This window comes from Polynucleobacter sphagniphilus (assembly GCF_001953355.1).
Taxonomy (GTDB): domain Bacteria; phylum Pseudomonadota; class Gammaproteobacteria; order Burkholderiales; family Burkholderiaceae; genus Polynucleobacter; species Polynucleobacter sphagniphilus.
Map to the genome: position 1 here is coordinate 97,584 of NZ_MPIY01000003.1, position 15,236 is coordinate 112,819.

Annotated in this window: 13 protein-coding genes; 4 read left to right on the forward strand and 9 right to left on the reverse strand. The window is 47.1% G+C overall.

The features are described from left to right. Positions 1-10: 10 nt before the first annotated feature. Both BOQ04_RS04190 and BOQ04_RS04195 read right to left on the reverse strand, forming a co-directional pair. Positions 11-778 carry an ABC transporter permease gene (locus BOQ04_RS04190; protein WP_076023830.1) on the reverse strand — a complete coding sequence of 256 codons (768 nt, stop codon included), beginning with the start codon at positions 776-778 and terminating at the stop codon, positions 11-13. Next, on the reverse strand, positions 768-1,709 hold the full coding sequence (locus BOQ04_RS04195) for an ABC transporter ATP-binding protein (protein ID WP_076023533.1): 942 nt from the start codon (positions 1,707-1,709) through the stop codon (positions 768-770). Before BOQ04_RS04195 ends, BOQ04_RS04190 begins: the two co-directional genes overlap by 11 nt. A gap of 92 nt (positions 1,710-1,801) precedes the next feature. Here BOQ04_RS04195 and BOQ04_RS04200 point away from each other — a divergent pair, with 92 nt between their 5' ends. Together BOQ04_RS04200 and BOQ04_RS04205 are read left to right on the forward strand one after the other, a co-directional pair. Next, positions 1,802-2,209 carry a GlcG/HbpS family heme-binding protein gene (locus BOQ04_RS04200; RefSeq protein ID WP_076023534.1) on the forward strand — a complete coding sequence of 136 codons (408 nt, stop codon included), beginning with the start codon at positions 1,802-1,804 and terminating at the stop codon, positions 2,207-2,209. A gap of 6 nt (positions 2,210-2,215) precedes the next feature. After that, a complete protein-coding gene (locus BOQ04_RS04205) occupies positions 2,216-3,613 on the forward strand; it encodes a DEAD/DEAH box helicase (RefSeq protein ID WP_076023535.1) in 1,398 nt (465 codons plus the stop codon). Here the strand turns inward: BOQ04_RS04205 and gluQRS are convergent. Then, entirely contained in the window at positions 3,600-4,568 is a 969-nt protein-coding gene (gene gluQRS / locus BOQ04_RS04210) for a tRNA glutamyl-Q(34) synthetase GluQRS (RefSeq protein WP_076023536.1), read from the reverse strand. The genes BOQ04_RS04205 and gluQRS overlap by 14 nt on opposite strands. 3 nt (positions 4,569-4,571) lie before the next feature. Here gluQRS and dnaE point away from each other — a divergent pair, with 3 nt between their 5' ends. Beyond that, on the forward strand, positions 4,572-8,201 hold the full coding sequence (gene dnaE, locus BOQ04_RS04215; protein WP_076023537.1) for a DNA polymerase III subunit alpha: 3,630 nt from the start codon (positions 4,572-4,574) through the stop codon (positions 8,199-8,201). Here dnaE and BOQ04_RS04220 read toward each other — a convergent pair. From BOQ04_RS04220 to BOQ04_RS04230, 3 genes are read right to left on the reverse strand one after another with little or no spacing between them, the layout of a single operon-like run. After that, positions 8,198-9,364 carry a glycosyltransferase family 9 protein gene (locus tag BOQ04_RS04220; RefSeq protein ID WP_076023538.1) on the reverse strand — a complete coding sequence of 389 codons (1,167 nt, stop codon included), beginning with the start codon at positions 9,362-9,364 and terminating at the stop codon, positions 8,198-8,200. The genes dnaE and BOQ04_RS04220 overlap by 4 nt on opposite strands. A 10-nt stretch (positions 9,365-9,374) precedes the next feature. Continuing rightward, positions 9,375-10,184, reverse strand: a complete 810-nt coding sequence (locus BOQ04_RS04225) for a glycosyltransferase family 2 protein (RefSeq protein WP_233126632.1) — start codon at positions 10,182-10,184, stop codon at positions 9,375-9,377. After that, on the reverse strand, positions 10,154-10,915 hold the full coding sequence (locus BOQ04_RS04230; RefSeq protein ID WP_076023540.1) for a glycosyltransferase family 2 protein: 762 nt from the start codon (positions 10,913-10,915) through the stop codon (positions 10,154-10,156). Before BOQ04_RS04230 ends, BOQ04_RS04225 begins: the two co-directional genes overlap by 31 nt. Positions 10,916-10,925: 10 nt before the next feature. On the opposite strand from BOQ04_RS04230, the gene msbA reads away from it, so the two are divergent. Beyond that, positions 10,926-12,689 (forward strand): lipid A export permease/ATP-binding protein MsbA, encoded by a 1,764-nt coding sequence (gene msbA, locus BOQ04_RS04235; RefSeq protein ID WP_076023831.1) that lies wholly within the window; start codon positions 10,926-10,928, stop codon positions 12,687-12,689. Here the strand turns inward: msbA and rng are convergent. From rng to rlmH, 3 genes are read right to left on the reverse strand one after another with little or no spacing between them, the layout of a single operon-like run. Next, positions 12,686-14,149: a ribonuclease G gene (gene rng, locus BOQ04_RS04240; RefSeq protein ID WP_076023541.1), complete on the reverse strand. Its 1,464-nt coding sequence runs from the start codon at positions 14,147-14,149 to the stop codon at positions 12,686-12,688. The genes msbA and rng overlap by 4 nt on opposite strands. After that, positions 14,146-14,775 carry a Maf family protein gene (locus tag BOQ04_RS04245; protein WP_198929281.1) on the reverse strand — a complete coding sequence of 210 codons (630 nt, stop codon included), beginning with the start codon at positions 14,773-14,775 and terminating at the stop codon, positions 14,146-14,148. The genes rng and BOQ04_RS04245 overlap by 4 nt, the downstream gene beginning before the upstream one ends. Then, positions 14,768-15,211, reverse strand: coding sequence for a 23S rRNA (pseudouridine(1915)-N(3))-methyltransferase RlmH (rlmH, locus tag BOQ04_RS04250; RefSeq protein WP_076023542.1), 444 nt, complete (start codon positions 15,209-15,211; stop codon positions 14,768-14,770). Before rlmH ends, BOQ04_RS04245 begins: the two co-directional genes overlap by 8 nt. Positions 15,212-15,236 lie beyond the last annotated feature (25 nt).

Below are 15,236 nucleotides of genomic sequence, written 5' to 3' on the forward strand. Positions count from 1 at the left end.
GCTTTTGCCTTTATTTTTTGAGGCGATACCCGGTCTTGAATATCCAGATGACCGCGGCGACAGAAACCGCTAGAAAGCTCAAAGTCATTCCCAGACTGACCCATAGGTTCACATCCTCAATGCTATAAAAGCTCCAGCGAAAACCGCTGATGAGGTAAACCACTGGATTGAGCAAGGCCACTTTTTGCCAGAATGGTGGCAATACTGAGATAGAGTAAAAGCTACCCCCCAAGAATGTCAGCGGGGTGATGATTAGTAAGGGCACCACTTGAAGTTTCTCGAAGCCATCAGCCCAAATACCAATGATGAAACCAATCAAACTAAAGGTGACTGAAGTCAGCAAAAGGTAAGTCAGCATCCAAATAGGGTGATCTATCTTGATGTTTACAAAAAAGGTTGCTGTGATCAAAATAATGAGACCCAGGATGATGGACTTGGTTGCTGCTGCACCCACATAGCTAATGATGATTTCTAGGGGGGATAGGGGTGCAGAAAGTAATTCATAGATGGTGCCGCTAAATTTGGGAAAGTAGATACCAAAAGAAGCATTAGAAATACTTTGTGTGAGTAGTGAGAGCATGATCAAGCCAGGCACAATAAATGCGCCATAGGAAACGCCTTCCATCTCACTAATACGTGAACCAATCGCTGAACCAAACACTACAAAATACAAAGAGGTGGAGATCACTGGCGCAATGATGCTTTGCATCAGGGTACGTCTGGTTCTAGCCATCTCAAATTTGAAAATGGCCCGCATGCCATAAAAATTAAGATTCATTTGAACTTGCTCCAGCATTCACTAAATTGACAAAGATCTCTTCAAGCGAGCTTTGTTTGGTATGAAGGTCTTTAAAGGTAATCCCACCCTCAGAAAGTCTGCGTAAGACTTCCCCTATGCCCATTTGCTCACTATTTGCATCATAGGTGTAGGTCAATTCGAATTTGTCTGTAGAAAGGCTAAGACCAGGAATATCGAGACCTGAGGGAATCGATTCAAGCGGAAATGGCAATTGCAGTATGAGTTCTTTTTTACCGAGTTGCTTCATTAACGCTAATTTTTCTTTTACTAAAATCAATTCACCCTTGCGGATGATGCCAATCCGATCGGCCATCTCTTCTGCTTCTTCAATATAGTGCGTCGTCAGAATCACAGTGGTACCGTTATTTTTGAGATCTCTGACCAATTCCCACATATCGCGTCTAAGACTCACGTCCACCCCAGCTGTGGGTTCATCTAGGAAGAGGATCTTGGGCTCGTGCGATAGGGCCTTAGCAATCATGAGTCGGCGCTTCATGCCGCCTGAGAGCGTCATGATCTTGTTATTACGCTTCTCCCACAGTGAAAGGTCTTTGAGGATCTTCTCAATGAGCGCAGGATTAGCCGGCTTACCATATAGGCCGCGACTAAATACGACGGTATTCCAGACAGTTTCGAAGGAATCGGTAGACAGTTCCTGTGGAACAAGACCAATTAAGGAGCGCGCCTCTTTGTAATTGCCAATGATGTTCTTCCCGTCAACCAATACTCGGCCAGAGCTAGGGTTCACAATTCCGCAAATAATGCTAATGAGGGTTGTTTTGCCAGCACCATTTTGACCAAGTAGGGCAAAGATTTCGCCTTTAGCAATTTCAAGATTGATGTCTTTGAGGGCCTGAAAGCCAGACTGATAGATTTTTGATAGGTGGGAAATGGATAGGATCTGATTCATTGGGGGTCATATTACCTGAAGGCTGTAATTGCTTGATTTATTGTGCGAATGAATAGGTTTCTAAAACTTCGAGACGGAAAGACAGGCAAATTATGTTCGCTACCAAACCATACTTAACTCAAGCTGATGCCCAAAAAATCTTGGCTGCTGCAGATAAATACGCAGCTGAACATAACTTGGCAGTAACCATTGCCGTTTGTGATGATGGTGGCCATGTACTTGGTTTAACTCGTCGTGATGGTTGTGCTCCTGTGTCTGCTTATATTGCTCAAGAAAAAGCACGCGCTGCTGCGATGGGCAAGCGTGAGACTCGTGTTTATGAGGAAATTATTAATAACGGACGTACTGCCTTCTTATCAGCCCCACATATTTCTGGGATGTTAGAGGGTGGAGTCAATATCGAGGTAAATGGTTTTACCATCGGCGCAGTCGGCGTTTCCGGCGTTAAATCGACCGAGGATGCTGCCACTGCAAAGGCGGGTCTTGCGGCTATTCTGTAAGTTACCTTGACAAATACTGCGCCTGAACTAAACACCCCTGCTATACCTGCAGAGTCAATTGACTCTGCCAATACTCCCGCTGAAATCACTTTTGCTGATTTTGGTCTTGATCCACTGATCCAAAAGGCGGTTGCAGAGCAGGGGTATAACACCCCCACTCCAATTCAGGCACAGGCAATTCCCCATGTATTAACAGGGCGCGACCTGATGGGCGCCGCCCAAACCGGGACTGGCAAAACGGCAGCCTTTGTGCTCCCAATTATTCAAAAGATTTTGCGCCATGCAAGTAGTAGCGCCTCTCCTGCGCGCCATCCAATTCGTGCTTTGGTGCTCACACCTACTCGCGAATTAGCTGTGCAGGTTGCTGAAAATGCAGCAAGTTATTCAAAGCATACCGATTTGCGTACTGCAGTTGTGTATGGTGGCGTTGATATGAAAGAGCAGGTTGGCTTGCTGCGCAATGGTGTAGAGATTCTGATTGCTACACCTGGTCGTTTACTGGATCACATTGGCTCTAAAGTAGCCAATCTCTCCCAGGTAGAGATTCTGGTTTTAGACGAAGCTGATCGCATGTTAGATATGGGTTTCTTGCCAGATCTGCAACGCATCATTGATTTAATTCCTGCGCAACGTCAAACCTTATTGTTCTCAGCAACATTCTCCCCAGAAATTAAAAAGTTAGCGCAAAGCTATTTACGTACTCCAGTAACCGTAGAAGTGGCTCGCCAAAATGCAGCCGCTGATACCGTTAAGCAAGTAGTGCACATGGTGTCTTCTGCGGATAAACAGCGTGCAATTGTGAAGGTACTTGAGGCTCGCACACGCCAAGGTTTATCGCGCCAATGCATTATCTTTACTAACAGTCGCTTGGGATGCGCCCGTTTAGCCCGTGCATTAGAGCGCGATGGTATTAAAGCGGGTGCGATTCATGGTGATAAGAGCCAAGGCGAGCGCACTTTAACGCTAGATGCCTTTAAGTCAGGCGCCATTGAGGTGCTGGTTGCAACCGATGTCGCAGCGCGAGGCTTGGATATCCCATCAATGCCTTGCGTGATTAATCACGAGTTGCCATTTAATGCGGAAGATTTTATTCACCGTATCGGCAGAACCGGGCGCGCTGGTAGCAAGGGCGATGCCATAGCTTTGGTTGATGACAGCGAAAAACGCTTGCTAGATGATATTGAAAAGCTAATGAAGCGTAAGTTGGAGGTGGCAGCGCTTCCTAATTTCAAGCAAGAGCCAGGACAAACCTCAGACCCATTTTTCTATAAGCCTTACGAGGCTACCAAGCCATCTCAGTCAAATGATCCGGTTCAGAGTTCGGTTACCGAACCCAAGAAGGTTGGCATCGTTTCAGCGAAGCCAGCAGTCGGCGCCTTATTGGGTGGCTTTAAAAAGAAGTAAGCGGCTTGATTGCCCATGCCTGGGTAGCCGCTAATAGCCACTGGGCAATGGTGATGCTCTTCCCATCTGGTAGTCCATATAAACCTAAATGTTCAGCTGCCTGACGCAGCGCTGCCAATGAATGACTGGCATCTTGCGTATTAATTTGGGTGGCTTTAGTTTGTTTGCTTAATTTTTCACCATGCTCATCGAGCACTAGCGGTAAGTGAAGGTATTTGGGGGTTACCAAGCCCAGCAAGTTCTGGAGATAAATTTGGCGGGCAGTATTGCTTAATAAGTCCTCGCCTCGCACGACATGTGTAATCCCTTGGGCAGCATCGTCTACGATTACCGCCAACTGGTAGGTAAAGAGGCCGTCGCTGCGACGCAAGACAAAATCACCGATTTCAGAACTGAGGTTTTGGGATTGTGGTCCTAGAGCAAGATCCTCAAACTCAATCTGAAGATCTAGCGGTAGGGCCAGTCTCCAAGCTGACTGACCATGCTGTAATTCCCCTAATTTATAAGGGGATATATGTGTAGGTCGGCAGGTTCTTGGATAAACCATTTCTTGATTGCGATCAGGCGGCTTACCCAGCGCTGCAAGAGCCTTTGCAATGGTTAATCTAGAGCAAGTACAGGGGTAGAGTTGATTAAGCTCATTCAGGCGCTCTAAGGCGCTCTCATACTGTATTTGACGTTTGGATTGCCAGACCACTTCCTCGTCCCATTGGAGACCGCAAGCCTGCAGTTGAGCCATGATTTCCTGATCAACCCCTTGAATGCAACGAGCTTGATCTACATCCTCGATTCTGAGAAGCCATTTCCCCCGATTTTTACGGGCATCCAACCAACTTCCTAGCGCGGCCGCGAGCGATCCAGCATGCAGTAGCCCGGTAGGTGAGGGGGCAAATCGCCCGCGATACCCGTAGGTTGGGGATGAAGGGTTTTGATCAGTAGACACAGCTAAAATCATCTCATGTCTTTGCCCCGTTTTGTCCATTTACGCGTTCACTCCGAATTTTCGATTACGGATGGGGTGGTGCGTATTGATGATGCAGTTGCAGCGGCTCAAAAAGACGAAATGGGTGCTTTGGCGCTCACTGATTTGAGTAACTTGTTTGGTTTGGTGCGGTTTTATAGCGCCGCTCGCTCAGGTGGCATTAAACCGATCGCCGGAGCCGATGTGTGGGTCAGCAATCTACAAGATCCTGATCAACCTTACCGCTTATTACTTTTGGTACAAAACCATTCGGGTTATCTCAATCTCTGCCAAATTCTCAGTCGAGCCTCTTTGGAAAATCAATCCCGGGGTAGGGCTGAAGTGCACCCCAGTTGGTTTACAGAGCCCGCTGCTAAGGCTGCGGATAAAGCGGCTAATAAAACTTTAGCGCATGGTTTGATTGCCCTGTCTGGTGCGCGCATGGGTGATGTAGGTATGGCTTTACTAGCCGGCCAAGAAGAACAAGCCAAAACAGCAGCTTTGCGTTGGGCAGGACTTTTTCCAGGTGCATTTTTTATCGAAGTTCAACGCGGTGGGCACACTCAAGACGAACAACATCTCCAACTAGCCTGCCATTTGGCAAGTGAGCTCGATTTGCCAGTTGTTGCGACCCATCCAGTGCAGTTTATGCAAAAAAGTGATTTCACGGCACATGAGGCGCGTGTATGCATTGCTGAGGGGGAGTTACTCGGCAATCCACGTCGTCAAAAGAAATTTAATGAAGAGCAATACTTTTTGTCTCAAGAAGAGATGGAAAAGCGCTTTGCTGATTTACCAATGGCTTTGGCTAATTCTGTGGAGATTGCCAAGCGTTGCAATCTATCGCTGACATTAGGGCAGCCGCGCTTGCCAGATTTTCCAACCCCGCCAGGAATCACCTTAGACGACTATTTATTGCAGCAATCTGAAATTGGCTTGAAGCGCCACATGGAGCGCAACTTTCTAGATCCGGAAGAGCGTGCCAAGGAAGAGGGGCGTTATCACGAACGTTTGGTCTTTGAGGTGAAGACGATCTCTCAAATGGGTTTTCCAGGTTATTTTTTAATTGTGGCGGACTTTATTAACTGGGCCAAAAATAATGGCGTACCAGTCGGCCCTGGTCGTGGATCTGGTGCGGGATCTTTGGTTGCGTACTCCCTGGGAATTACCGATCTAGATCCACTACGTTATAACTTGCTGTTCGAGCGCTTTCTGAATCCAGAGCGGGTATCGATGCCCGACTTTGATATTGACTTTTGCCAGCATGGGCGCGATCGCGTTATTCAGTACGTTAAAGACAAGTATGGCAAAGATGCGGTAAGTCAGATTGCTACTTTTGGAACAATGGCTGCTAGGGCAGCTATCCGTGACGTCGGCCGTGTTTTAGAACAGGGCTATAACTTTGTTGATGGGATCGCCAAGTTGGTTCCCAATAAGCCAGGTCAATACATGACCATTGAAATGGCTAAGAAGGAAGAGAAGCAATTAGCCGAGCGCGAGAAAAATGAAGATGAAGTCCGTCAACTTCTATCTTTGGCGCAACAGCTGGAGGGGATGACCCGAAATGTCGGTATGCATGCTGGGGGTGTATTGATTGCGCCAGGCAGGCTAACGGATTTTTGTCCGCTCTACACTCAAGAATCCAAAGATCAAGATAGCAGTTCTGTAATCAGTCAGTTTGATAAGGATGATGTGGAGGCCATTGGCTTGGTGAAGTTCGACTTCCTCGGCTTAACTACCTTAACCATTCTGGCGGCTGCTGAACGTTGGATTAAGGCCTTACATACTGATCGCAAGGATTGGAATATCGGTGAAATACCGCTCGATGATCAGGGGGCTTTTGAGGTTTTGAAAAAGGCTAACACTGTTGCAGTTTTCCAGCTTGAAAGTCGCGGCATGCAAGGCATGCTACGGGAGGCCAAGCCTGACCGGTTTGAGGACATCATTGCGCTTGTGGCTTTATACCGCCCGGGCCCGATGGACCTCATCCCAGACTTTATTGAGCGCAAACATGGTCGTCAAAAAGTCGAGTATCCGGACCCACGTATCGAGCCTGTTCTGAAAGAAACTTACGGGATCATGGTCTATCAAGAGCAGGTAATGCAGATGGCTCAGATGATCGGTGGCTACTCTCTAGGCGGTGCAGACATGTTGCGCCGGGCAATGGGTAAGAAAAAGCCTGAAGAAATGGCTCAGCACCGTAAGATTTTTAGTGATGGCGCGAAAGCAGGTGGCATTACTGAAAGCAAAGCAAATGAAATCTATGACTTGATGGAGCGTTTTGCGGGGTACGGATTTAATAAATCACATGCTGCTGCATATGCATTACTAGCCTATCAAACCGCTTGGTTAAAAGCGTACTACCCCGCTGAATTTATGGCGGCCAACTTATCACTCGCCATGGATGACACCGATAAGGTGAAGATTCTGTATGACGATTGCATGGCCAATCAAATTCGAGTGTTCTCACCAGACATCAATACTGGGGTCTATGAGTTCACCCCATTGCGCGCTCCCGACGCTGCGCCTGATAGCCCTTTAAGCCATATTCGTTATGGTTTAGGTGCCGTTCGTGGCACGGGTGAGGCGGCAATTGAGGCGATTGTGAAAGCACGCGACGCTGGTGGCCCCTTCAAAGATTTATTTGATTTTTGCGCTCGGGTTGATCGGCGCCAAGTCAATCGGCGTGCAATTGAGGCGCTGATGCGTGCCGGGGCATTCGATAGCCTCTATCGTGACACTGTTCCTGCTGGCGGAAATTTATACGATATCCGGTCCACTTTGCTTGCTTCATTAGCAAGAGCCATTGAAGCTGCGGAACAAGCGGAAGCCTCAATTCATCAGGTGAGTTTATTTGAGGCTGCCGGTGAAGCTGAGCGTCATCTGCCTGAGCTGGTTCGCGAGCCTATATGGCCAGAGAAAAAACGTCTGCAAGAAGAAAAAAATGCCTTAGGTCTTTGTTTAACTGGCCATATGTTTGATGCATATCGTGATGAGACTGCGCACTTTATTCGCCAGCCATTGGCAAAGATTGCTGAAGGTAAGGATCAATTAATTGCTGGCATCATTACATCGGCACGCATGTTGACCGGGCAACGCGGTCGCATGATGATCGCTACGATCGATGATGGCTCGGCAGCAATAGAGGTCACCCTTTATAGCGAAGTGTATGAACCCAATCGTTCTTGGCTTAAAGAAGATGAGCTTCTCGTTGCAAAAGTGAACGTTACTCCCGATAAGTTCTCGGGTGGCATGCGAATTGTGTCAGAAGCGGTCATGGATATTACGGGGGCACGCATGCGTTTTGCCCGTAACTTGCACCTGTGTATTGATTCGGCAACCGATCTCAAGCTGTTGCGTAGCCAAATCAATCCCTACTTGATGAGCAATCGCATTCGTGATCCAAAACTGGGGCCCGCTGGACCAGGGGCCTCTGCAATCAATGATGGCGTGAAGGGCTTATTACTGGCTGCTGCAGTGACTACCGGGGGCGGGGCGTGCTTGATGCAATTCCCTGAGGAATTACGCGTTTATCCAGATGACGCATGCTTGCATGGGCTCAATCAAATTTTGTCCCATAAACAAAGTAACCTGCGGACCTCTGCTGTGGAAGTTCAGTACCACTAAGTCTGAAGAGCCAGCTTCACTGCTGTTATCACCTGCGCCGGCTCCAATAAGTCCAAACAAGCACTGCGACTATCAGCCCGATCGTCACAGCCTGCTTTGCGGCAAGGCACACAATCCCCCGGACCTTGTAAGACAGTAATTTTTCCAACGGTTTGTGAGCGCGCACGCAGTTGATATGGCTGTGGCCCAATATAGCCATTTGGCCAAGGTCCGAAGTTCGTCGGCGGAGTGGCGCCAAACAAAGCAATGGTGGGGGTATTACAGGCTGCCGCCAAGTGGGTAATAGAGGTATCTACACCAATGTACAGCACAGCATTGCGAATCAGTGCGCCGGCCTGCGGAATCGAGAGCGAGCCATTGGTATCAGTTACCTTGTCTCTAGTAGTTTGATCAAGTAAAGACAGGATGTCCTGATTGAGTTGTAGGTCCTGCTTGGCTGGTGAAGCACTCAAAATAACTTGCAAGCCTTGCTCGCAAAGCCATGTAATCAGAGTTTGCCAATATGTCAAAGGCCAGCGCTTATAAGCAGTAAGCGGTCCCGGATGGACGACTACATAAGGAGCATGTAGTTGCATCGCAATGTCAGGTGGAATACTCTCACCACATGGAGGCGTCACTGAAATTGGCTTACTAAATAGCTCTTGAGGGTCTTTATAAAAAACACTCAGTAGACGTAATTTTTCTGCAATGACATGTTGATTGAAATAGTCGACATCAACGACATCTAGACAAATCGCTTTTTTCCAAGCATTTTGTTGTTCACTCTTACTTTTTTTACTTTTATCTTGCTCCGTGAGGCCTTGGGGGTGTCCGCCCAGTACGCCAACTCGGTGAAAGGCAGAGACTAAGCCATACACATAGGCGCGATCACTTGGCTGCGTCACAAATGCTAAGTCATAGCGTTGAAAGAGGCGATTGAATAAGCGCAGATATTCACAAAAACCAGGGCGATCTGAAGTCTCAATGATTTCTGAGATGTCTGGATTGCCTTTGAGCATATCGAGCTTGCCGCGATAGCCTAAAAAATGAAATTCAGCGTCTGGCCATAATTCACGTGCTTTACTAATTAAGGGGGTGGTAACGAGAACATCCCCAATTTGCCGAGTAGCAATAAATAGAACTTTTTTAGGCTTTAAAGGAGAAAATCGCTTGATAGATGGCATGAAAATAACCTTACTTTACCTTAGCCATAATTTTTTCACGAACACGCCGTGCATTTTCTGCAGCCTGGGATTGATCATTTATTTTGTGAAAGAGATGCAGCACTTCAGTTGACCAAGAGCCTGATTTTCTGATGAGACCTATATTAGTGAGTCTAAAAACGAAATCTGCATCCTCGTGACCCCAACCGGTCATGGTTTCATCGAAGCCATAGATTTTGAGGGCATCACTTTTCCAGCATGCCAGATTACAGCCTTTGATACGCCGCCAGACAAATTTTTTGTAGTTGCGCCATGCACCATCTGCTAGTTTCAGTCTCAAGGATAAATATTTGTTGATTCCCTGATGAACCCGGTGGCGTAGCAGCTCTTTATTAAATCGCCCAAAGTCCCAATGTGGCCACGATAGAACTTCTTTAGTTAAGGCTTGACTTAGCAATGCTCTGCCGCCAGTAACAAAATAACCAGGCTTGGCGAGTTGGCGATGACGCATCACAAAGTCCGGCTGCACTATGCAGTCACCGTCTAGGAATACCAGGTAGTCACCGGATGCAGAAGCGATAGCAAGATTGCGAATCAGCGCCAGGCGAAACCCCAAATCCTCATGCCATACATGTTTGATAGTTAGTTTGGTTTGCAGCTTAAAGGCATCAATAAAATGACGAGTTTCTTCTTTGGAGCCATCATCAGCAATGATGACCTCGAAATTCTGATCGTTTTGTGTTTCAAGGGATTCAAGAACGAATCGCAACGCATCCACTCGATTGTATGTTGCTAGAACAATGCTGATTTTCATAATTCTTGATTGTTTTGCAGAAGCCAAATTTTGATATATCGGTAGTAGCTACCTTCTGCATTGGAAATCGCTAGAGTCAAGCCTTGATAACCATCTAAAAAGCCTGCTCTGAAGAAGTAGGTTCTAAAAAATGCCCATGCGCCATGGAGAATGGCTTTTAATGGACTGCTTCGTTTACCGCGCAAAAAAGCTTGCTGGGCGGATGCAGTCGAGTAGCGGTCGATTTTCTGTAAAACCTGCGAATAGTTCATAAAGCTGAAATGCAGCATGGGGTTTTCTAGTCGCGCAACTTGACCGCTGGGGATTAGTCGCTCATGGACTAAGTCATCGGAGAATCGTGCTGTACCCCGCTTGAATAAGCGCTTCACATAGTCGGGACTCCAGCCCGAATGGCGGATAAATCGCCCACAATACCAAGACAGGCGCGGGATCGCAAAGCAGTCAACATGAGCGCTATGGGCAATAGCCCTCTGAATTTCAGCTCTGAGGGCGGGCGTGAGCCTTTCATCGGCATCCAGGGATAAAACCCAGTCTCCACTAGCCAAATCAAGGGCGCGGTTCTTTTGGGGTCCAAAACCGGGCCAATCTGGTGGGCTGGAGATGACGGCAGCATGGTTTTTAGCGATTTCTAGGGTGCGATCGCTGCTATTGGTGTCTACCACCACAATTTGCTGGGCAATCCCCTCTAGAGAGGCTAAACAGTCGCCTAAATTGGCCTCTTCATTGCGGGTGATGAGTATGACGGATAAGGTGGGCATAATTCATTATATGAATGCTCAAGACCGTACTGCTCTAAATCGCTTAATTGCCTACCTCAAACCCCATATTGGCCTGATTATTGGGTCTTTATTGGCTATGGCTTTGGTGGCGGGCGCTGAAACCTCCATCCCTGCCTTAATGAAGCCTTTGCTGGATCGTGGCTTCACAGGCCAATTAAATAGCAAGCTCTGGCAGGTGCCGGTATTTTTGGTTGGCTTGGCTCTAGTACGTAGTTTGGCTCAATTTTTATCTAATTATTTATTAACTCGCGTGATTAATGAAGTGCTTTTAAAGCTACGAGAGCAAATGTTTCATACTTTGCTGCGCGCTAAAACAGCCTTTTTTCAGAAAAATTCTGCTTCCAACTTAATTAATGCAGTGGTTTTTGAGGTGAATAACGTACTCACCATTATGGGCAGCATGCTGATTAGTTTGGTGCGCGATTCTCTCACCGTAGTTGGTTTAATGGGTTATCTGATTTATTTGAACTGGAAATTGACGCTAGTTGTCTTGGTTATTTTCCCGGTCATTGCGCTCATTATGAGCAAAATTAATCGTCGCCTACGGTCTCTAAATCGTGAGCAGCAAACCTTAACCAGTGACCTTGCATATATCGTTGAAGAATCTGCGGCTGGATATAAAGTTGTCAAAGTGCATGGTGCAGAAGAGTATGAGATGCGGCGCTTCATGAATAAGGCTGAACGCTTACGCCAATTTGCCATGAAATCAGCGGTAGCTGGCGGTTTAAATCAACCCATTACACAGTTGATTGCCTCTATGGCACTGTCCATTGTTTTGGTGATTGCCTTGATGCAGTCTACCTCTGAAGGTACGACTGTTGGTGGGTTTGCAGCTTTTATTACCGCAATGATGTTAGTCATTTCGCCGCTAAAACATTTGGCTGATGTCAATCAACCACTACAGCGAGGCTTAACTGCCGCAGAAATGATCTTTGCCATGATGGATGAGCCGATTGAGGAAGATGAGGGGCGGCAGCAAGCAATGCAAAGCTTGGATAAAGCTAGTGGTGCCATTACATTTGAGCATGTTGGATTTTCTTATGCGCAGGAAGTAGGGCGACAAGATGCGCTAAAGGAAATTAACTTAACAATTGAACCGGGCGAAGTAGTAGCGTTTGTGGGCCCATCCGGTGGTGGTAAATCAACTCTGGTAAGTCTCATTCCACGTTTTTATATACCTACTAGTGGGCGCATCTTGTTAGATGGTATTCCCTTGGATCAAATTCGTTTGTCAGACCTCAGAAAGCAAATCGCATTTGTTAGCCAGGATGTGATTTTATTTAATGACACTATTGCAGCCAATGTGGCATATGGTGCAGTGGGCGATGAAGGGGTGGATCGTGCTCGTGTCATCAAGGCTTTGGAGGCTGCTAATCTGTCTGCCCTGATGCAGGAGCTGCCTGAAGGTATAGATACTTTGATTGGGGATAACGGTAATCGTTTATCTGGCGGTCAGCGTCAACGTCTCGCTATTGCTAGGGCAATATATAAAGATGCACCCATCTTAATTTTGGATGAGGCTACTTCGGCTTTGGATTCGGAGTCTGAGCGTCAGGTTCAGGATGCTTTAGAGCACCTCATGGTTGGCAGAACGACTCTAGTCATTGCACACCGCTTGTCGACTATTGAACATGCCAATCGAATAGTGGTTTTAGAGCAAGGCGAGATCGCAGAAGCCGGTTCGCATGCTGAGCTGATTGGGCGTGATGGTTTGTATGCTAACTTGCACCGCATCCAGTTTTCGAATGCTTAACTTAAAACGATATCGTATTGCTCTTGGCGGAAACTACTTTCTGATTGAAGTTTGATTGGCTTATTAATAAAGTCGCCTAATTGAGCTAAGAATTGATTTTCTTCTTCAAGGAATAAATCAATGACATCGGGTGCGGCCACAATTCGAAATTCTCTCGGGTTGAATTGACGATGTTCACGGACAATTTCTCGAAAAATCTCATAGCAGATGGTTTGTGCAGTTTTTACCTCGCCTTTGCCAGCGCAGCTAGAACAAGGCTCACAGGTAATATGTGCTAACGATTCACGGGTACGCTTGCGAGTCATCTCAACCAAACCAAGAGCGGAAAAATCACTGACTGAAGTTCTTGCATGATCACGCTCTAGATTACGTTTGAGTTCATGTAAAACTAACTCTTGGTAGTCTTTGCCAAGCATGTCAATAAAATCAATGATGATAATACCGCCTAAGTTGCGCAGACGGAGCTGGCGTGCAATTGCTTGGGCTGCTTCTAAGTTGGTTTTAAAGACCGTGTCATCGAGATTGCGTGCCCCAACATAACTTCCGGTATTGACGTCAACAGTCGTCATGGACTCCGTTTGATCAATCATGAGATAACCGCCAGACTTAAGATCAACGCGACGTCCCAGCGCCTTATTGATTTCGGCATCAACATCAAATAAATCAAACAGGGCGCGCTCACCACGATGCAGGGTTAATTTATCCAAAAGATTTGGCATATAGAGCGTGGCAAACGCTTTTAACTTTTCAAAATTCTCTGCCGAGTCCACCCGAATTTGAGATGTATCTTCGCCAGCGACATCTCGTAAAACCCGCTCAGCGAGACTGAGGTCTTGGTAAAGCAGTGCTGGTGCAGCTTGATGATTGGCTGCCGCCCGAATATTTTGCCAAGTCGTTCGTAGGTAATGCATGTCATGCTCAAGTTCGCTATCGCTGGCATCTTGTGCGCTGGTGCGCACAATTAGACCCCCTTTCTCATCAGGAGGCATTAAACGCGCTAAGCGGGCCTTAATAGCCTCACGATCTTCTGGTTGATCGATGCGCTGAGATACGCCAATATATTTTTCTACCGCAAGATCGCTACCAGCAGGTGGGAGATACACTAGATTTCTGCCGGCAATACTCAGTTGGGTTGTTAATCTAGCGCCTTTAGTCCCTAGAGGATCTTTTAAAACTTGCACTAGCAAAGTTTGACCTTCAAATAGCAGTTTTTCTATTTGAGCCTGTGGATTGTTTTGGGTGATGTCAGCAACATGTATAAATGCAGTGCGCTCGAGACCAATCTCAATAAAAGCAGACTGCATTCCAGGGAGAACGCGTACTACTTTTGCTAAATAAATATTGCCAACGATGCCGCGTTGACGAGTACGCTCAATTTGCAATTCTTGGACAGCGCCTTGTTGAATGAGTGCAACCCGAGTTTCTTGGGGGGTGATGTTAATCAGTATCTCTTCATTCATTTGCGTGTCACTTTAGCGCGATTGAGTAGCTCTCTGGTTTCATGTAGCGGAAGTCCCATAATACCGCTATAGCTGCCTTCAATGCTGGGGATGAGTGATCCCCCAAGACCCTGAATGCCATAGGCGCCAGCCTTGCCAAATGGCTCACCGCTGGCAATATAAGTGGCTATATCCTGCTCTGAAAGCGCGGCAAATTGAACTTTCGAAACTTGCACGATGCACAGTGGCTTGAAGTCTAGGGCAGGCGTGATCGCAACCGCAGTGAGTACTTCATGTACTTTGCCGCTGAGCATGGTCAAAATGCGATCTGCATCCAATGCATCTGCTGGTTTACCTAGGATTTCTCCTTTGGGATCATCTGGCAGGCTAACGGTAGTATCTGCACATAAGATTGGGGCCCAAGGTAATTGACGCTCCTTCCAGCGTTGCAAGGCCGCAGTACTTTTGGCCAAGGTGACACGTTCTACATAGTCACGGGCTTTTTCATGGGGCAGGGGTATCTCGATAGACTCGCTATCTTCCTCGGGACTTGGCAGCAGCATCTCAAATTGCACCCCTAACTGCTTGAGAAGCTCTTGCCGGCGTGGACTCTGAGAGGCGAGATAGATGAAGGAATGATTATTCACGATGATAGGGGTGTCCCTGCAGAATCGTCCAGGCTCGATATAGCTGCTCAACCAACAGAACGCGTGCCATGGCGTGGGGCAAGGTTAAGCTTGATAAGCGCCACATGGCTTGCGCTGTCTGCTTGAGGCTTGGATCTAAACCATCAGCACCACCAATTAAGAAGGTAATATCAAAACCCTCTTGTCGCCAGTTCGCTAATTGAGTGGCTAGATTTTGGGTGGTTTGATCTTTGCCGCGCTCATCAAGTGCAATGACTCGTGAACCTTTTGGTATTGCCGCAGCGATTTTAATTGCCTCTTTAGCGGGCGTTAAGTCTGGCTTGATCTCTTTAATTTCAATGCTGCAATCGGCAGGCATGCGCTTGATGTAATCATGGGTAGCAGCTATCACCCAGTCTGGCATCTTATGACCAACGGAAACGATTGTTAAGCGCATGAGCCCAATTGAACCAGTTAGGAAC